Source organism: Tessaracoccus sp. MC1865 (assembly GCF_017815535.1).
Classification (GTDB): domain Bacteria; phylum Actinomycetota; class Actinomycetes; order Propionibacteriales; family Propionibacteriaceae; genus Arachnia.
In genome coordinates this window covers 1777791-1795789 of record NZ_CP072596.1, presented here as the reverse complement: position 1 = coordinate 1795789, position 17999 = coordinate 1777791, and the positions used below count along the sequence as shown (strand labels likewise).

At 70.2% G+C, this 17999-nt stretch carries 16 protein-coding genes; 6 read left to right on the top strand and 10 right to left on the bottom strand.

Going from position 1 to position 17999, the window contains the following annotated elements; genetic code table 11:
- Positions 1 to 10: 10 nt before the first annotated feature.
- On the bottom strand, positions 11 to 937 hold the full coding sequence (locus tag J7D54_RS08310) for a hypothetical protein (RefSeq protein WP_182763479.1): 927 nt from the start codon (positions 935 to 937) through the stop codon (positions 11 to 13).
- 124 nt (positions 938 to 1061) lie between these two features.
- Between J7D54_RS08310 and J7D54_RS08305 the strand changes: the two genes are divergently transcribed.
- From J7D54_RS08305 to J7D54_RS08285, 5 genes are all read left to right on the top strand, one after another.
- A complete protein-coding gene (locus J7D54_RS08305; protein ID WP_182763478.1) occupies positions 1062 to 2123 on the top strand; it encodes a MoxR family ATPase in 1062 nt (353 codons plus the stop codon).
- A gap of 90 nt (positions 2124 to 2213) precedes the next feature.
- The gene (locus tag J7D54_RS08300) at positions 2214 to 3203 is read left to right on the top strand and encodes a DUF58 domain-containing protein (RefSeq protein WP_370585847.1); all 990 of its coding nucleotides are present in this window, start codon (positions 2214 to 2216) and stop codon (positions 3201 to 3203) included.
- Positions 3200 to 4177 carry a VWA domain-containing protein gene (locus J7D54_RS08295; RefSeq protein ID WP_182763477.1) on the top strand — a complete coding sequence of 326 codons (978 nt, stop codon included), beginning with the start codon at positions 3200 to 3202 and terminating at the stop codon, positions 4175 to 4177. The genes J7D54_RS08300 and J7D54_RS08295 overlap by 4 nt, the downstream gene beginning before the upstream one ends.
- Positions 4177 to 5133, top strand: a complete 957-nt coding sequence (locus J7D54_RS08290; protein WP_182763675.1) for a VWA domain-containing protein — start codon at positions 4177 to 4179, stop codon at positions 5131 to 5133. The genes J7D54_RS08295 and J7D54_RS08290 overlap by 1 nt, the downstream gene beginning before the upstream one ends.
- Positions 5130 to 5819, top strand: a complete 690-nt coding sequence (locus tag J7D54_RS08285) for a YggS family pyridoxal phosphate-dependent enzyme (RefSeq protein ID WP_182763676.1) — start codon at positions 5130 to 5132, stop codon at positions 5817 to 5819. Before J7D54_RS08290 ends, J7D54_RS08285 begins: the two co-directional genes overlap by 4 nt.
- Positions 5820 to 5828: 9 nt before the next feature.
- Here J7D54_RS08285 and J7D54_RS08280 read toward each other — a convergent pair whose 3' ends face one another.
- From J7D54_RS08280 to J7D54_RS08265, 4 genes are all read right to left on the bottom strand, one after another.
- Positions 5829 to 7673: a patatin-like phospholipase family protein gene (locus tag J7D54_RS08280; RefSeq protein ID WP_182763476.1), complete on the bottom strand. Its 1845-nt coding sequence runs from the start codon at positions 7671 to 7673 to the stop codon at positions 5829 to 5831.
- 13 nt (positions 7674 to 7686) lie between these two features.
- Positions 7687 to 8487 carry a hypothetical protein gene (locus J7D54_RS08275; protein WP_182763475.1) on the bottom strand — a complete coding sequence of 267 codons (801 nt, stop codon included), beginning with the start codon at positions 8485 to 8487 and terminating at the stop codon, positions 7687 to 7689.
- A gap of 41 nt (positions 8488 to 8528) precedes the next feature.
- Positions 8529 to 10517: an AAA family ATPase gene (locus J7D54_RS08270; RefSeq protein WP_182763474.1), complete on the bottom strand. Its 1989-nt coding sequence runs from the start codon at positions 10515 to 10517 to the stop codon at positions 8529 to 8531.
- A 79-nt stretch (positions 10518 to 10596) separates the two neighbouring features.
- Positions 10597 to 12435 carry a S9 family peptidase gene (locus tag J7D54_RS08265; protein WP_182763473.1) on the bottom strand — a complete coding sequence of 613 codons (1839 nt, stop codon included), beginning with the start codon at positions 12433 to 12435 and terminating at the stop codon, positions 10597 to 10599.
- A 118-nt stretch (positions 12436 to 12553) separates the two neighbouring features.
- On the opposite strand from J7D54_RS08265, the gene J7D54_RS08260 reads away from it, so the two are divergent.
- Positions 12554 to 13069 carry a DUF3145 domain-containing protein gene (locus J7D54_RS08260; protein WP_245243917.1) on the top strand — a complete coding sequence of 172 codons (516 nt, stop codon included), beginning with the start codon at positions 12554 to 12556 and terminating at the stop codon, positions 13067 to 13069.
- A gap of 69 nt (positions 13070 to 13138) precedes the next feature.
- Here J7D54_RS08260 and J7D54_RS08255 read toward each other — a convergent pair whose 3' ends face one another.
- From J7D54_RS08255 to J7D54_RS08235, 5 genes are all read right to left on the bottom strand, one after another.
- On the bottom strand, positions 13139 to 14395 hold the full coding sequence (locus J7D54_RS08255) for a beta-ketoacyl synthase (RefSeq protein WP_182763472.1): 1257 nt from the start codon (positions 14393 to 14395) through the stop codon (positions 13139 to 13141).
- A 137-nt stretch (positions 14396 to 14532) separates the two neighbouring features.
- Entirely contained in the window at positions 14533 to 14778 is a 246-nt protein-coding gene (locus J7D54_RS08250) for an acyl carrier protein (RefSeq protein WP_143570849.1), read from the bottom strand.
- Between the two features lie 46 nt (positions 14779 to 14824).
- Positions 14825 to 15811 (bottom strand): beta-ketoacyl-ACP synthase III, encoded by a 987-nt coding sequence (locus tag J7D54_RS08245; protein ID WP_182763471.1) that lies wholly within the window; start codon positions 15809 to 15811, stop codon positions 14825 to 14827.
- 4 nt (positions 15812 to 15815) lie between these two features.
- On the bottom strand, positions 15816 to 16742 hold the full coding sequence (locus J7D54_RS08240) for an ACP S-malonyltransferase (protein ID WP_182763470.1): 927 nt from the start codon (positions 16740 to 16742) through the stop codon (positions 15816 to 15818).
- A gap of 155 nt (positions 16743 to 16897) precedes the next feature.
- Positions 16898 to 17986 (bottom strand): CdaR family transcriptional regulator, encoded by a 1089-nt coding sequence (locus tag J7D54_RS08235; protein ID WP_245244227.1) that lies wholly within the window; start codon positions 17984 to 17986, stop codon positions 16898 to 16900.
- Positions 17987 to 17999 lie beyond the last annotated feature (13 nt).

Sequence of the window (17999 nt, the reverse complement as noted above, 5' to 3'; positions counted from 1 at the left end):
GGCCGGCGCATCAGAGCTTCGGGTTGACGCTCGGGCCGCCGGGGCCGGAGTCGCCGTCGCTGGGTACCTCCATAGAGGGCGAGTCGCTGTACGGCCCACCGTCGCTGCCGGGTGAAGGGCTGGACGGCTCCCTGCTCTGCGGCTCCCCGGACTGGGGGGAGGCTGACGCCGGATCAGGCGAGCCCGACCCCTCGCCGGAGCCCTCCGCGGGCGAAGGGATGGGCGGGGGAGCGTCGACGGGGGGCTGGTTCTGGAAGGCGAGGATGGCCATCAGCAGCGCGAGCGCCGACAACAGGGCCATCACCAGGAAGGACACCAGGATGGTGATCCAGGAGGCACGGTCCCGACGCCCCGGCCAGGCCAGCGGCCAGAGCCGGGTGGCGCCGTGGCCGGTCTTGTCGATCCAGTGCAACCGGTAGTCGGGGCCCGCCGGCTGGCTCAGCGGCGGCGCCATCGACAGATCGACGGCGCGCAGCACCCTGTCCGCCTCCTCGACGGCCGCGAGCGTTCCGTCGAACGCCAGCGCAGCCCAGGGCGCCAGGGGGAGCAGATGGGCGAGGTGTGGATCGTCGTCTTCGCTGCGGTACCGGACGGCGGTGCGGCCGTCGTCCTGGTCCTCGCCGCCACGGGCGACGACGGTGTCGATATGCATGGCGTTGATCTCGCCGGAGAACCGGGCCCGGGCCGCGGCGTCGCGCGCCGCGCCCTCTGAGAGCAGGAGGAGCATGACGGAGTCGCCGCCGTCCTCGTGCGCGACGAAGGTGGTGCCCGCCGGGGTGGCGGTCAGCCTGGCGTCGAGCCAGAAGTCCCCCACCTTGGGCGGGTCTTCCTCCCGGAGGGGATGGTGCGCGGCGAGCACCATCTCATCCTCCGCGCGTTCCTCGGGCGGAGGGGGAGGGGGACCCTGCACCGGGCCGGCGTCGTCGTGCTCGCTCATCGTGACCATCGAACCACATTCAGACAAGCAACAGCGTCGACGGCCGTGCGTGGTCTGCGTAGAGTTGGTGCTTCCCCCGGAGCGCTATCGTTGAGCGCGGATCCCCGTCCAGAAGGAGTCACGCGTGAGCGAGCCGACCGCAGTCACCCAGTTGCCCGAGACGGTCGCTGACGCGGCCAGGGTGCTGGGCCAGGCGATCAGTCAGGTGCAGCGGGTCATCGTCGGCCAGGAGCACATGGTGCAGCAGCTGATGGTCGCCCTGTTGGCCAAGGGACACTGTCTGCTGGAGGGCGTGCCGGGCGTGGCCAAGACCCTGGCGGTGCGCTCGTTCGCCACGGTCGTGGGCGGCGACTTCGCCCGCGTGCAGTTCACGCCGGATCTGGTGCCGTCCGACATCGTCGGTACGCGCATCTACTCGGCCAAGGCGGAGAGCTTCGAGATCGAACTCGGCCCCGTCTTCGTCAACTTCGTCCTCGCCGACGAGATCAACCGCGCGCCGGCCAAGGTGCAGTCGGCGATGCTCGAGCTCATGGCCGAGAAGCAGGTCTCGATCGGCGGCGTCACCTACCCGGCCCCGAAGCCGTTCATCGTGATCGCCACGCAGAACCCCATCGAATCCGAAGGTGTCTACCCGCTGCCCGAAGCGCAGCGCGACCGCTTCCTGGTCAAGGTCGACGTGCCCTACCCGCGCGGCAATGAGGAACTCGAGATTCTGCGCCGGATGAGCGTCAGCCCACCCGTCGCGGAGCGGGTCCTCAACCCTGACCTGGTGCGTCATCTCCAGGACATGGCCTCCAACGTGTTCGTGCACAACCTCGTCGCCGAGTACATCGTGCGGCTGGTGCTGGCCTCGCGTACCCCGGCAGATTTCAACATGCCGGACCTTGAGGGGGTCATCCAGATCGGTTGCTCGCCGCGCGCCACGCTGGGCCTGGTCGCCGCCGCCCGCGCGCTGGCCCTCATCAACGGCCGCGACTACGTGCTGCCCACCGACGTCCAGGCAGTGGCCAGGGACGTCATGGCCCACCGCATCGTGCTGGGCTTCGACGCAGTGGCGGACAACGTCAGCACCGCAGAGGTGGTGGACCGCATCCTCGCCATGGTGCCGGCGCCCACCCCCGTGTGGAACGAACAGCAGCGGCAGGCCAGCCACCAGGCGCACGCCCACCAGCCCGGCCGGAGCTGATCCTTGACGCAACCGGGCTTCACCTACGACGGCCCCCAGAAGGGGCCGTCACTGGCTGTGCCCAGCACTGAGGCGGCCGAATATTCGGTGCTGCGCGCGCCCACCGGGCCGACGGTGCCCCTCAACAAGTTGGCCCCCGAGGCAGCCCTGCGACGCCTCGAACTGACGATCGTGCGCCGCCTCGAGGGCTTCCTCCAGGGGGACCACCTGGGTCTCCTCCCCGGGCCGGGCACCGACACCAACGACGCCCGGGTCTACCATCCCGGGCAGGACGACGTGCGCAAGATGGACTGGGCCGTGACCGCCCGCACCACGGTGCCGCACGTGCGCGACACGATGGCGGACCGCGAGCTGGAGGTCTGGGCCCTGCTGGACGCCACGCCGTCGATGAACTGGGGCACCGAGGGGATCACCAAGCGCGACCTCGGCATCGCGGCCATCGCGACCATCGGGTTCCTCTCGCAGAAGATGGGCGACCGCTTCGGCGGGATGATGATGCTGCCGGACCAGGTCAAGCGGCTGCCCGCCCGCTCCGGGCGCACCGCGCTCTACGGGCTGCTGCGCAAGCTCCTCACGGAGCCGATCGTGCCGGACAACACGCCGGGCACCATCGAGCTGGAGGACGGCATCGAGCAGCTCACCCGCTCGCAGCGCCGCCGCGGCATGCGCGTGGTGGTCTCGGACTTCCTCACGCCGGGGGACTCCGAGCTCGACCCGAACGTGCCGCCCCCGTGGGAGCGCGCCATCCGTCGGCTGGCGGTGCGCAACCAGGTGCTCTGCATCGAGGTCATCGACAGGCACGAGCTGGAGTTCCCGGACGTGGGCGAGATGCTCATCCGTGACCCGGAGACCTCGTTCGCGCGCTACGTCAACACCTCCGACGACGCGGCCAAGCGCCGGATGGACGCCGCGACGCGCGCCCAGCGCGAGCGCATCAAGATCGCGCTGCGCCGGGCCGGCGCCGGCCACATCCAGCTGCGCACGGACCGCGACTGGGTCACCGACATCGCGCGCTTCGTGCTGCACTACCGCAAGGTGGCCGGCATGCTGCACCAGCCCCCGCAGGGGGTGAGCAAGTGAGCTGGCTCTGGTCCTGGCTCCCGGAGTTCGCGAACCCCGGACGACTCTGGACCCTGGCGCTGCTGCCGGTGCTGGTCCTCGTGTACCTGGTCCTGCTGCGGCTGAAGGGCCGGGTTGCGCTGCGCTTCACGAACACGGGCATGCTGGGCCGCGTCGTCGGCTCACAGCGTCGGTGGACGCGGCACGTGTTCGTGGCCATGTCGCTGTGCTCCCTGGTGGCCCTCGGTCTGGCGTACGCCAACCCCCTGGGTACGGAGAAGGTGCCGCGCGAGCGCGCCACCGTCGTGATGATCGTCGACGTGTCTCTCTCCATGTCGGCTGAGGACGTGGAGCCGAACAGGCTGGACGCTGCCAAGCAGGCCGCCGTGGAATTCGTCCGCGATCTGCCGGACTCCTTCAATGTCGCCGTGGTGGCCATGTCGGGTAGGCCCACCATCGCCATCCCGCCGACGACGGACCGGGGCGCCACCGAGCGTGCCATCACCGCACTGGAACTGGCCGACGGCACCGCCATCGGCGATTCGATCACCACCGCCCTGCGCGCGGTGGACCTCGCCCCACCCGGCGGCGACGGCGAAGAGCCGGCCCCGGCCATGATCGTGATGCTGTCAGATGGCACAAACACCGAGGGCCCAACGCCTGACGAGCCGGCCAAGCGCGCCAAGAACGAGGAGATCCCGATCTTCACCATCGCGTACGGCACCCAGAACGGGTTCGTCGACATCGACGGCCAGCGCGAGAACGTCGCGCCGGACACGGCCACGCTCGAACAGATCGCAGACATCACCGGCGCCCGTTCCGTGGGCGCCGACGACAGGGAGGCGCTGGCCACGGCCTATCGCGACGTCGGCTCGGTCATCGGGTACGAGGACGTGGCCAAACCCATCACCGCCACCTATGCGTTCATCGCGCTCGGCTTCGCCGTCGTGGCGGCGCTTGGTGCGGTCTTCATGGCCGCGAGGTGGCCGCGATGATGCCGTTGATGATGGAGTTCATGGCCCCGTACCGGTTGTGGGCGCTCGTGATCATCCCCCTGATCGCCGTCCTGTACGTGGTCCTGTCGGCCCGCACGTCGAAGCCGCGCCCGATGAGTTCCCGGCTGCGCTTCGTGGTGCCGAAGGACGCCGCCTGGAAGCGGCACGGCGCCGTGCTCCTCGGGCTGCTGTCGCTCGCCGCGTTGATCGTGGCCTGGGCGATCCCGAAGGACTATGTCGACAAGCCGCGCGACCGCGCCACCGTCGTGGTCTCCATCGACGTGTCCTGGTCCATGGAGGCGCAGGACGTCGAGCCGGACAGGCTGCAGGCGGCGCAGGATTCGGCCAAGGCCTTCGTGGATTCCCTGCCGGAACGCTTCAACGTGGCCCTCGTCTCGTTCGCGGGGACAGCAGACCTCATCGTGCCGCCCACCATCGACCGGGGAGTGGTGCAACGCGCCATCGACTCGCTGATGCTCGCGCCCTCGACGGCGGTGGGCGAGGGTGTCTACAAGAGCCTCGACGCGCTGAAGCTCGTGCCGCCGGACCCGTCGGATCCTGACGCGGTGGCCCCCGCCGCCGTCGTGCTGCTCTCCGACGGCGCCACCAACATCGGACGCAGCTCAGCCGGCGCCGCCGAGAAGGCCAAGGAACAGAACGTGCCGGTCTACACCATCGCGTTCGGCACCGACAACGGCTTCGTCGAGCAGGACGGGCAGCGCCAGCGCGTGGCCGTCGACCACTGGGAGCTCAGTGAGATCGCCAGGCTCTCGGGCGGCAAGAAGTACGCGGCAGAATCCGCCGGACAGTTGGACGAGGTCTACGACGCCATCCGGCAGTCCGTCGGCACCGAGCGGGTGCCCGCTGAGGTGACGGACCGCTACGCCGGCCTCGCGATCTTCTTCGCGGTGCTCGCGGCGATGGGTGTCATCTCGCTGGGAGCCAGGTGGCCGTGACGATCGCGGAGAACCTGCAGCGGATCCGCGCCGAGGTCGACGAGGCGGCCAGGGCCGCTGGCCGCGACCCGGCGTCCGTGCGGATCATGCCCGTGTCGAAGTACCACAGCGCGGACCAGATCCGCGAGGCGCACGCCGCCGGCTACACCCTGTTCGGGGAGAACCGGGTGCAGGAGATGGTGGGCAAGCACGCCGAGCTCGCAGACGAGGGCGTCGGGTTCGCCATCATCGGGAACGTGCAGTCCAACAAGGCCAAGCCGGTGGCGGAGCTCGCCGCAGAACTCCAGTCTCTCGACTCGCTGAGCCTCGCGGAGAACCTCAACCGCCGCTGCGCCGCGCTCGGCAGGCGGCTCCCGGTGCTGGTGCAGGTCAACACTTCCGGGGAGGCGCAGAAGTCCGGCATCGCGCCTGAGGACGCCGTCGGGTTCGCGCGGAAGTTGCAGCCCCTCGAGGCGCTGGACGTCCGCGGGCTGATGACGATGGCGGTCTTCAGCGACGACGACGCAGAGGTCGCCGCCTGCTTCCGCGACCTCCTCGACGTGCAGGCCAGGATCCGTGACGCCCTGGGCGGTGGCTACGACGAACTCAGCATGGGCATGTCGGGCGACTTCAAGCTTGCAGTCGCCCACGGCTCGACGTGCGTGCGCATCGGCACGGCCGTCTTCGGGCCGCGCTTGACGGCCTGAGCCGGCGGATCACCCCTCGGCCACGTCCTCAGTGAGGTCGAGCCCCGACGCGGTGCCGTCGTCCGGCACAAGCCTCAGTTGCGGCGCGGGGCGCGGTGCAGTGGAGGCACCGGCGTCGCTGTTCTTCCACTTGTCGGCCAACGCCACCATCCCGGCGGCCCGGTCGTTGATGACCTCCCGCTCGGCGACGCTCGGCCGGTAGGACGGCAGCGGAGCCGTCGCGCCCGGCCCGGCCAACTCGCTGTACGGGGTGCCTCCGGAGGAGGTGTCGTGGTAGTTGCGCTCCAGCGCGACCAGCCATCGACCGAGCCCGCCCGCAGCCGTCCGGAACCGGATCCACCGGTGGTTGTCCCAGCCCTTGGCCGGCACGACGCCCGGCTGCGGCCCGGCGAAGGTGCGCACCAGTTTCTCGGCACCGAGCCGTCCCCGTTCGGCGAGGCCGGACACCACCTGGGGCGGCATCGACAGGTTCATGCCGCCCTCGGACTCGTCGTGGTGCACGGTGACGATGCGGTCGCGGTAACCAGGCATCACCATCTGGGCCCCGTCCACCCATTCGCGGGCGGTGTGGATCATGAGCGCGCCGAAGGACCGCCACGCCCCCATCCCGGCGGTGGGCAGCGGGAACCAGGGCCTCTGCAGCCCGCCGACGTTGCTCGTCGGCAGGTAGCTGTTGTGCTCCTGCTCTGGTGATTTCTCGCGGCCCGGTGGGAACGGGCCCAGGTTGAAGGCGAACGTGGGGTGCCGCGGCAGCGGCGTGTCGAAGAAGTGGACGGGGAGGTTGGCGCAGAGACCCCCGTCGGTGAACCAGACGCTCGACGCGGTCCTCTGCTCGCGGGGAGCCTCCTGGTTCGCGGGCTCCGTGTAGTCCACGGCCCAGAGCCGTACCGCGGTGATCAGCACCGGGAAGCTCAGCGACATCCTGGTTGCGACGATCACGGGGAGGTCGTCCTCGGCCGGCCACGGCCGGAGATGCTCCTGGGCGACGGGGGTGACCCCCGGCGCGGGGTGCGCGACCATCCAGTCGACGACCTCAGCAGGAAAGAGGCCGCGGAACTCCTCGGGGTCGAAGAAGAACTCCCTGGTGCTCCAGGGCATCGCCATGGGCTGGTGTCTGGTGAGGTTCGTGGTCATCGTGCGGAGCGTCACCCCGGCGCGTCGCAGGTCACCGAAGGTCACCGGGGGAGCGGCGGGGTCGCGGCCGGCCAACGACTGGATCTTGGCGTGCAGCCAGGGGGTGAGCGCGGCGCCCTGACCCGCGTTGTCACCGGGCATCCCGGTGCACATCCCGTAGCCGTCCGCGGCCACGCGCCCGAACCGTCGCAGCACCGCCCAGCCGACGGCGGCCGCCACACCGACGAGCAGGACGAGCACGCCACCGACGATCGCGGCCCCGGCGCCGACGCCGTCGCCCAACCATCCCAGGGCGATGAGCACCAGCCCGGGCAGCGCCCCCAGGATGGCCGCAGCGGGGAAGTGGCGCAGGAGCCCGTTGATGATGGCCCACGTCTTGTTGCCGGTGGCCTCCGCGGCCCCGAAGAGGACGTGGAACAGCGGCGCGGCGGTGCGCGTCGGCTGGAAGAAGGTCGCCAACGTGGACCTTCCCCCCGGGCCCGGTTCCGCGAGCTCGGCGGGCATCCGGTCGAGCTCCTCGAAGCCGCCGGTGTGCCGCCCCAGCTCGGCGGCCGCTGCGGCCGCGGCGGCGATGGCGCCGGCGGAGGCGCCGCCCACCTGGCTCAGGCGATAGGTGCGGGCGAGTTCAGCCACCGCGCGGGGATAGATCACGCCGCTGGTGATGCCGCCTTTCATCACGATGTCGCACGTGAGGCGGGGGTTCCCGTAGCCGTTGGTCATGGTGCTCCTGTCGTCACATGCCGAGTTGATGCTCGAAGAAGTCGTCGACCACTTCACGGCACATGGCCGCATACGGTGCGTCGTCGTTGGTGAACTGCCTGATGTCGCTGATCCGTCGGCGCAACTGTTCCACGAGGGCCTCGTCGTCTGGGTGGCGTTGGACGTTTCGCTGGGCGTCCAGTGCGCTGCGCAGATGCGCCTGGAGCAGGTCCAGCCGCTCGCGCCGGGCACGACGGAGGCCGCGACGCTGCAGGGCGCAGACCTCGATGGTCGCGGCGCCCTTCCTGCTTCCCCGCCGTGGCCCGACCCAGCCGTCCTCGACGGTGCCGGTGCCCCAGGTGAACGTCAGGTGCCTCTCCGGAAAGTCGAGGTAGGGGTGCAGTACCAGCCGCTTCTCGCGGCGCTCCTCGCCGGGGGCGGTGGCACGGGTGGTCTCCGACGCGAGCGGGAACGCGTTGGCCTTCCCCACGGTGCGCGTTTCGGCACCGGGGAGTTCCTGCCTGCGGCCGCTGTTGCAGTCGGTGCACGACGGCAGCAGGTTGGTCCATTCGCTGGCGAGCCAGTAGTAGCCGGGCGGCACCAGGGTGCCGTTGATGGTGACGGCCCCCTTGGGCCGGTAGTGCTCGATGGCCATCTGCTGGCTGGAGGCGTAGTAGGTCTCGCAGTAGGCGCACTTCCCGAAGAACGCTTCGGTCAGCGTGGGCCTGATGTCGTCGGCCTTGTAGGCGCGGAACCCGGTGGTCGCGTAGGGCGTCCTGCCGTCCCACCGCTGGTAATACTCCAGGACCTGCTCGCGCTCCCGGAGCGTCTCCACGCTCGACGAACTCTTGGGCGGCTTCGGACGTTTGACCCGCCTCATCGCCAACTCCGGGGGAGGTGTTCATCCCAGAGCGCCGTCATGCGGGCGGTGACCTCAGCCGTGGTGGGTGCCTCCGCGTCGCCGCTCTGGCGGCGGGAGGCGATGTAGTCGTCCGCCGAGGCCAGGAGCAGCCGTTCACGCTCGGTGGTGCCCAGCTGCTCCAGGGTGTCGAGCCGGGAGCGGACGCGCTCGAGCCGCGCCGCCTCCTCGTCGGTGGGCTTCGTCAGGGCCTTCAGCCTGTAATACTGCTCCCACAGTTCCGCGACCTCGGGGTCGTCGGTGCTGCCAAGGCCGAAGTGTTCCGAGGTGAGCAACTGTTCGATGCTCATGCCGGTCACCGGCGGCAGGTCGGTCAGTGTGATGACGTCGCCGTCGTTGTTGCGCCGCACCACGACCACCTCCCCGTCGACGATGCCGCGGAGGCAGAGGGGGTCGTGCGTGGTCACGACGAACTGCACGCGCGGCAGCAGGTCACGGAGGGCGCCGACGATGCGCAGTCGCCAGCGGGGGTGCAGGTGCGCGCCGATCTCGTCGAGCAGGACGATGCCCTCTGCCAGCGAGGCGTGGCTCCACAGCCGCAGGACGCTGCGGAGGATGTCGCAGGCCATCACCACCATGGACTGGTAGCCGTCGCTGAGGGAGGCGAGGTCGGAGATCGAACTACCCTGCCGCAGGATGACCCGCCCACGCCGACGCTCCAGGCCGGAGGAGGGGTCCAGCGCGAGCATTCCGTGGATGCCACGGGAGACATCACCGAACGTCGCGTCGTCGAGCGTCAGGAGCCAGGCCGTGGGGTCCGTGAGGGGGAGCAGTGGGTCGAAGAGGTTGTCGACCCGCACCACCCGGTTGTCCGGGCCCTGTGGCGTTCCCCGCGGCAGGAGCCTCGTGGCGCCGTACCCCAACAGCAGGGCGGGGACGGGTTCGGGGCCGGTGAACTCCGTGTCACCTTTCGCCCAGGCGAGTTCGAGCGGTTCGGTGCGGCCGGAGAGGTAGACCTGCACCAAGCCCTTGCGCGCCCCGTGCCGCAGGTACGCTCGGGCGTCGATGCTCAGGGCGCGTCGCTGGTCGCCGCCCATCAGCGTGAGAGCGAGGGCGTGGAGCACCGAACTCTTCCCGGAACCGTTCTCGCCGAGCAGCACCGTCCAGGGCCCCCGGCCGCTGGTGGACCTGGAGAAGTCGAGGTCCAGGTCGCGGATGGGCCGGAAGTTCCTGATGACCACGCGCTCGATCCACTGCGCCGTTCCGAAGTACTGCTCCTGCCCCGCGACGGCGGAGCTCAGGTCGTATCCCTGGCTCGGCGTCGGTGGCAACTCGGGGCCGACGGGCGGCGCTTCCGCCATCGCGAGCCGCATCGTGCTCCGGCCCGTCTGTCGACGCAGCGTGCGGAACGACTCGTCGTCGGCGTCCCACTCTCCTTCGCCCACCGCGCGCCTGGCGCGGACGAGCGCCTCTCGGTTGAGCGCCAGGAGGTCGATGGAGACCCGGCCCCGCTCCGTGAGGGGCTGCACGGTGCCGTCCGGTGCGTGCCGCAGATGCATGACCGGATCGTCGAGGAGCGGATCCAGCAGGAGGGCGTCCTCGTCGACCAGTTCTTCGGGCGTCCTGGCACGGGCCCCCACCACCGGGAAGCGGGTGCCGCGGGTGCGGATGCAGTCCGGGCAGGCGGGGAACAGGTTCTCCCAGCTGTAGGCGAGCCAGCCGTAGGCAGCGAGGTCGGCCGAACCGTCCAGACCGACGGCGCCCCATGCCGGGCGGTGCTGCGTGGTGGTCGCCGCATCGCTGCCGTGCGCCTCGACGGGCCGTTCGCAGTAGGCGCAGGTTCCCCGGGTCATCTCCAGCAGCGTGGCCAGGACCTCAGGGTCCCGCAGCACCTCGTGCAGTGGGGGCGCGCCGCCCGCCTGCTGCGCGACGACGGCGTCGTGCGTGCCGGCGAGCTCCTGCCTGACTGCCGCCAGGACGCGTGGTTCCTCCGGACGTTGCAGCATGTTCCCCCCTGCCCCTTGTGGGGATTATCCACGCCCCACGGGGAGAAGGGAAGGCACTGCCGAACCGACAAGGACAGGGTCAGTCGAGGTTCTCGATCTCCAGCACCGGCACGTCGCTACTGTGGCGCATGCCGAAGACCTGCTCCAGGAAGGAGACCTGAGCTTCGAGAGCCGCACGCCGCGCGGCCATGCCCCGGAAGCCGTGGCCCTCGCCGTCGAACATCACGAGCGCCAGCGGAAGGCCCTTGGCACGCACGGCGTCGGCGAGCTGCTCCGCCTGGGCGGGCGGCACCACCTTGTCGTCGCGGCCCTGGAGCACCAGCATGGGGGTGCTCAGGTTGTCGAGGTGGTTGATGGGGGAGCGTTCCTCGTAGAGGTCGCGGCCCTCCGGCCACGGGGCGATCAAGCCGTCGAGGTAGCGCGACTCCGCCTTGTGGGTGTCGGTGGCCAGCGTGGGCAGGTACCCGATGCCGTACCGGCTGACGCCCGCGGCGTAGACGTCGGTGGTGGTGAGCGAGCGCAGCGTCGTGAAGCCGCCGGCGCTGCCGCCGGTGATCGCGACGCGGGCGGGGTCTGCCAGCCCTTGGCCGGTGACCTCGCGGACGGCGGCGGCCACGTCGTCGACGTCGAGATCGCCCCAGCGCCCGCGCAGGCGGTTGCGGTACTCCCGGCCGAACCCCGTGGAGCCGGAGTAGTTCACATCCAGCACCGCGAACCCGCGCGACACCCAGAACTGGGTGGCGGCGTTGTAAGAGGCGGTGGCCATCGACGTCGGGCCGCCATGTGTGAGCACGATCAGGGGCGGGTTGGTGAGCTCGGGGCGGTACAGCCAGGAGTGCACCGGACCGGCGGGGCCCTCCGCCCAGATAGCGGAAGGGGCGGCCACGAACTCCTCCGCGATGCCTGACGGCCCTGCGAGCGCGAGGTTGCCGCCACCGGAGCGCAACTCGACGAGCGTGGCCGGCCGATCAGCCCATTCGGCCACGACATAGAGGCAGTCGCCGTACGCGGCGATGGATTCGATGTCGGTGGTGCCCACCAGCGGCTCGGTCACCTCGCCGGTCTCGACGTTCCAGAGGGCAAGAGTGCCCTTGCCGTCGATGTACTGGACCGTTGCCAGCGTGTTGTCGCGCGTGACGGCCGCGACGGGCCGGTTGAGCACCCAGGTGGGGCCGGCGCAGTCGCGGTCCACCCGCCACTCGTTGCCGTGGTGCACGCGCCAGTTCCAGAATCCGGACTCGTCGGTGACGTAGGCGCACGCCTCCAGCTCGGGGAGACCGACGGGGTGCTGGGCGGACACGTCCTCGCGCCCGTAGAGCAGGTCGGCGTCCCACCAGTCGCCGATGGGCGCCCGCCACACCTCCGCGGTGTCCCAGCTCATGGCCGGGTGGTTCCACTGGTACCAGGCGACGAAGTGCCCCGCCACCGTCGGCCCCGCGTAGAAGTCGGCGCCCGTGGCGATGACCCGCCCGGCGTCCGGCTCGTCGTCGACCAGGCTGAGGGTGACGATCTCGGTGCGGGGCTCGGGTTCAGCAGAGTGGTCCTCGCGTACGGCGAGGACGAAACCGTCGGCCACGCGGAGGTGCAGGCCCCCGTAGACGTACTGGGAATCCGCCGGGGTGAGGGGCCGCCGGGTGCCGTCGGCGTCGAGCAGCCAGACGCGGCGGGTGCGATCGTCGCAGTAGACGAGGAGTTCGCGGTTGGCCGAGTAGGCACCGCCGCCGTACTCCATGGTGCGGGAGCGGACGTTGGCCTCCGGGGTCAGATCGCTGACCGCGCCGTCGTGGCTGCGCTGCCGCACGGTGACGCGGCCGTCCTCAGCGGCGATCGTGGCGAGCCACAGCACACCGTTCCTGGTGGCCTGCACCTGGGAGATGGCGTCCGGGTAGTTCAGTACGGATTCGAGGCTCGCACGCATGGGTCTTGTCTATCGCATTGCGTGTCGCTTGGAAACCTGGGCACAATGGGGGCACACCGCCTGGCTGGGCTCGATCGCAGGGGAAGGCAATCCAGCCCAACCAGGAGGTACAACCGAGATGAACGCTCGTCACACGGGTAGCCAGGCGCAGGGGATGATCCTCATCCATTCCGCGTCTGCCGCGCTGTGCCCGCACATCGAATGGGCCCTCGGGTCGGCGCTCGGCCGCCGCATTGAACTCTCCTGGACGCAGCAGCCCGCAGAGGCGGGCGCGCGTCGCTCCGAATACTCCTGGGCGGGCAACGTCGGCTCCGGCGCCGTGCTGTCGTCGACCCTGGCGCAGATCGGACACCTGCGCTTCGAGGTGACCGAGGAACCGACGGCGGGCTCGGACGGCCAGCGATACTGCTTCACCCCCTCGCTCGGAGCCTTCACGGCCCAGGTGGGTGTGCACGGCGACATCCTCGTGCCCGAGGACCGCCTGCGCCACGCCTTGGCGAACGACGCCCTGGGCGGCGAGCCCCTCCACCACGCGCTCGACAGGCTGCTCGGCGTTCCCTGGGACGAGGAACTCGACGTCTTCCGCTACGCCGCCGAGGATTCCCCCGTGCGCTGGCTGCACCAGGTCGTCTGACCCTGGACAGCGAACAGTTCGGGCCTGTGCAGCTTTCGCCGCACAGGCCCGAACTGGTTCAGCAGGAGGTCAGTCGGTGATGTTCTCGTTGCTCACCACGACGGCCACGTTGTGGCCGCCGAAGCCGAACGAGTTGTTCACGGCGGCGAGGTCACCCTCGGGCAGCGTGCGGTTCTCCGTGGCCACGTCGATCCCCAGATCGGGCTCGATGTTGTCGACGTTGATGGTGCCCGGCACGATGCGGTTCTTCAGCGACAGCACCGTGGCCAGGGTCTCGAGCGCACCGGCGCCACCGAGCAGGTGGCCGGTCATCGACTTGGTGGAGTTCACCACGACATGGTCGACGTGGCTGCCCAGCGCCTTGCGGATCGAGCCCGCCTCCGTCACGTCGCCCTGAGGGGTCGAGGTGCCGTGGGCGTTGATGTGCACGATCTCGGCCGGCGTCAGGCCGGCTTCCTGGAGGCCACGGGTCATAGCGAGGGACTGGCCGTAGCCGTCCGGGTCCGGCTGCACCAGGTCGTGGCCGTCGGCGGACATGCCCGCGCCGCGCACGGTGCCATAGATCTTCGCCCCGCGGGCCTTGGCCGCATCGAGGCGCTCCAGCACCATGATGGCGGCACCTTCGGCGAGCACGAAGCCGTCGCGGTCCACGTCCCAGGGACGCGAGGCGCGCGTGGGCTCGTCGTTGCGGCGTGAGAGCGCCTGCATCTTGGCGAACGCGCCCAGCGGCAGCGGATGGATGACGGCCTCGCCGCCGCCCACCACGACGATGTCCGCCCGGCCCAGCCGGAGCATGTCCATGCCCCAGGCGATCGCCTCGTTGGACGACGCGCAGGCGGACACGGGGGTGTGGATGCCGGCGCGGGCGCCGAGCTTCAGGCCGAGGTTGGCGGCCGGGGCGTTGGCCATCAGCATGGGGATGGTGAAGGGGGACACGCCGCGCAGGCCCTTGTCGCGCATGCCGTCCCAGTTGCCGAGCAGCGACTGGAGACCGCCGATGCCGGTGGCGCAGACGACGCCCAACCGGTCGCGGTCCACCGGGTTGTCCTCGCCCAGACCGAAGCCGGCGTCGGCCCAGGCCGCGAGGCCGGCGACGAGCACGAGCTGCGTGGAGCGGTCAAGCTTGCGCGCCTCGACCCGCTCGATGACCTCGCTCGGGTCGACGGCGACCTTGGCTGCGATGCGGGAGGGGAGGTCCTGCGCCCATTCCTCATCGAGGGCGGTGACGCCCGACCGGCCTGCCAGGAGGCCTTCCCAGGTGCTGGCGACGTCGCCGCCCAGCGGCGTGGTGGCGCCGATGCCAGTGATCACAATCGCGTCGGACATGTTTCTCCTCAGAGGCGGGGGATGAGTTGGGGTGAGAGGGGAGCGGGGTCAGAGCCGGCGTCTCACGGGACACCCAGCACCCGGTTGGTGCACCCCGTGAGAAACCGGGAACCGGCCTCTCACGGGGTTCTACGTCGTCAGTTGGCGCCGCGCTCGATGTAGGCGACAGCGTCGCCCACGGTCTTGAGGTTCTTGGCGTCCTCGTCGGGGATCTCCATGTCGAACTTGTCCTGGAGGTCGTTGATGATCTCGAGCATCGAGAGGGAGTCGACACCGAGGTCGTCGACGAACGACTTGTCCTGGGTCACGTCCTCGACCGCGTTGCCGTTGATGTCGTTGACGACCTCGGCGATACCGGCGCGGATCTCTTCAGTGCTGGCCATGATGGCTCCTTACTTTCTGGTGGTGGGAATGGGTTGAGTGTAGGGGTCAGGGCAGGATGACGGTCTGGCCCGCGAACACGAGGCCCGCGCCGAAACCGATGATCAGTGCGCTGTCCCCACTCTTGGCCTGCCCGGACTCGAGCAGGGCCTCCATCGCCAGCGGAACCGAAGCCGCAGACGAATTGCCCATGCGGATGATGTCGCGGCCGACCACGACGTCCTCGGGCAGCTTGAGGTGACGCAACATCGAATCGGTGATCCGGTTGTTGGCCTGGTGGGGGATGAAGCAGTCGAGCTCTTCGGGCGTCAGGCCCGAGGCTTCGAGGGTCTCCACGGCCTTCTCGACGATGGAGCCGGTCGCCCACTTGAAGACCTCACGGCCGTCCATGTGGATGTGGGGTGTGGTGCCGGCCTCGATGGTGCGCCAGTCGTCGATCTCGATGACGTCGTGCGCCTCGGGCTTGGATCCCCACACGGTGGGGCCGATGGCCGGTTCGTCGGAGGGCCCGATGACAACCGCGCCGGCGCCGTCGGAGAACAGGAACGCGGTGGAGCGGTCCTCGATGTTGGTGTAGCGAGAGAGGACCTCGACGCCCAGGACGAGGACGTTCTTCGCGGAGCCGGAGCGGACGAGCCCTTCAGCGATGCCGACGCCGTAGCAGAAGCCCGCGCAGGCGGCCGAGATGTCGAACGCGGCGGGGGCGGGCATGCCTAGCTTCGCGGCCATGATGGCGGCCAGCGAAGGGGTCTGCATGAAATGGGACACCGTCGACACGATGATGGCGTCGATGTCGGCCGGCTGGAGCCCGGCGCGCTCGATGGCCTTGGCTGCGGCCTCCACGCCCAGCGTCTCGGCGTCCTCACCGTCGGCGGCCCAGCGACGCTCGGTCATGCCGGTGCGCTGCTGGATCCACTCCGGGGTGGAGTCGATCATCGTGCACATTTCTTCGTTGGTCACGACGCGGCTGCCACGTGCGCCGCCCACTGCCAGGATTCGCGCGTACTGCGCGCCGGTTGCGGTCTTCAGTGCCACTGGGTCACTCCGATTCGGTGTGGTTCTGGACGAAGCTGCGTGCCTCGTCGAGTTGGTCTGGGGTGTTGAGGTTGAACAGTTCGACGCCCTTGAGGTTGCGCTTGGCGATGCCTGTGAGGGTGCCGGCGGGGGTGAGTTCGAGCAGCCCGGTGACGCCGCGCCCGGCCATGGCATCCATGCAGAGGTCCCAGCGCACGGGGTTGGCCACCTGGTTGACCATCCGCTGCAGCGCGTCGGCGCCCGAGCCGACGACGGCCCCGTCCCGGTTCGACAGCAGGGCTGTCACCGGCTCGCCGGGGGTCACGCCCGCGGCCACGGAGGTGAGGTGGGCGACGGCGGGCTCCATGTGCACGGTGTGGAAGGCGCCCGCCACGCTCAGGGGGAACAGCCGGGCTCGCTTCGGGGCGTTGGCGGCGAGTTCTTCGAGTTGTTCGACGGTGCCCGCGGCCACGATCTGGCCCGAACCGTTGTTGTTCGCCGGGGTGAGACCTGCGGTCTCGATGGCGGCCAGCACCTCGTCGCGGTCGCCGCCGATGACGGCGGTCATGGAGGTGGGCCGCGCGGCGGAGGCCTCCGCCATGGCCCTGCCCCGCTCGCGCACCAGCACGAGCGCGTCCTCGTCGGTGATGGCACCGGCCAGCGCCATGGCGGCCAGTTCGCCGACGGAGTGCCCGGCGAGCATGCCCACCGTGGCCGCGTCGTCGCCGAGCAGCGCCCGGCCGCTCAGCAGCGCCGAGGCCACCAGGAGGGGCTGGGCAATGGCGGTGTCGCGGATGGTGTCGGCGTCGGCCTCTGTCCCGTAGTGGGCGAGGTCGATGCCGCTCACCTCGGACAGCCGCGCCAACTGCTCAGCGAGCGCGGGGTCGGCAATCCAGGGGGCGAGGAATCCGGGGGTCTGGGCACCCTGTCCGGGCGCGACGATCACAAGCACATGACAACCCTGCCTGCTCGCCGTCCGGGAGGCGGGATCGAATGTCACGAAAATCCCCCTGCCGCCGTTGTCACTTCCCGACAACATCGGGTCAGCGCCCACGCGCGGTGGCTCGTGGAGGCGTTGTCGGTAGCGGTGAATTGCGCGGTGGTGATTCAGCCGTGGAGGCGGCCGAGGGTGATGGCCAGCCGCAGCACGTAGGCCTCGCGCGGATCCGCCGGGTTGTAGCCGGTCACGTCCTGGATGCGCTTGAGGCGGTACCGCACGGTGTTGGGGTGCACGAAGAGCGCACGGGCCGTGGCCTCCATCGATGAGCCGCAGTCGAGGAACCCGACGCACGTCTCGAGGAGTTCCTTGCTGGCGGCCAACGAGGGGTAGATCTCGCCGGACAGGATGCGGCGGGCGTGGCCGTCGCCGGCCAGCGCACGCTCGGGGAGCAGGTCCTCGGACAGCAGTGTGGTGGGGCCCTCCGGCCAGGCCTTGGCGGCGCGGTACCCGGAGGCTGCTGCGCGGGCAGACTTGGGCGCACCGGCGAGGTTCTCGACGGTGGGGCCGACGACGACGGGGCCCGGCGCGAAATGCTCCTCCAGCTGGCTGATCCGCTCGCAGGCCTCCACCGGGTCACTGACCCGGTCGCCGCCGAAGATGCACACAAGGCGGTCGCCCTGCGGCGCGGCCAGCACTTCCAACGAGAGTTTCGCCGCGGCGCGGCGCAGGCCCTCGAGCACGTCGGTCTCCGGCGCGCCACCGATGGCGACGGCGACCTTCGAATCCGTGTCCCAGCCCAGCGTCGAGGCCCGCGACATGACGGATTCGTCGGTCTCGGCCCGTACTACGGCGTCGACGATGGTGGCCTCGATGCGGGAATCCCAGGCGCCGCGGGCCTCGGCGGCGCGCGCGTAGATGGCGGCGGCCGCGAAGGCGATCTCCCGCGAGTAGTGGACGATGCCGAATTGGAGCGGCTGGCGGTCACCGCGGGGGAGGAGGTGCTGGATCTGCTCCTCCACCACCTCCGTCGTCGTGCGGACGAGGTCCACCGTCTGCTGCAGCGAGATGCGACGGGCCATGGCGCGGGGGGCGGCGTCGAAGACGGATTCGGGCACGAAGGGTTCGCCCGAGAACCAGGTCACGAACCCGTCGATGCCGGAGCGGGCGAGGACACCGATCCAGGAGCGCGACTCCGCGTCCAGCTGTCCGAACCACTCGTGGCGTGCCACCAGGGCGGTCAGCGTCGCCGTGTTCATCTCGGACGTGGCG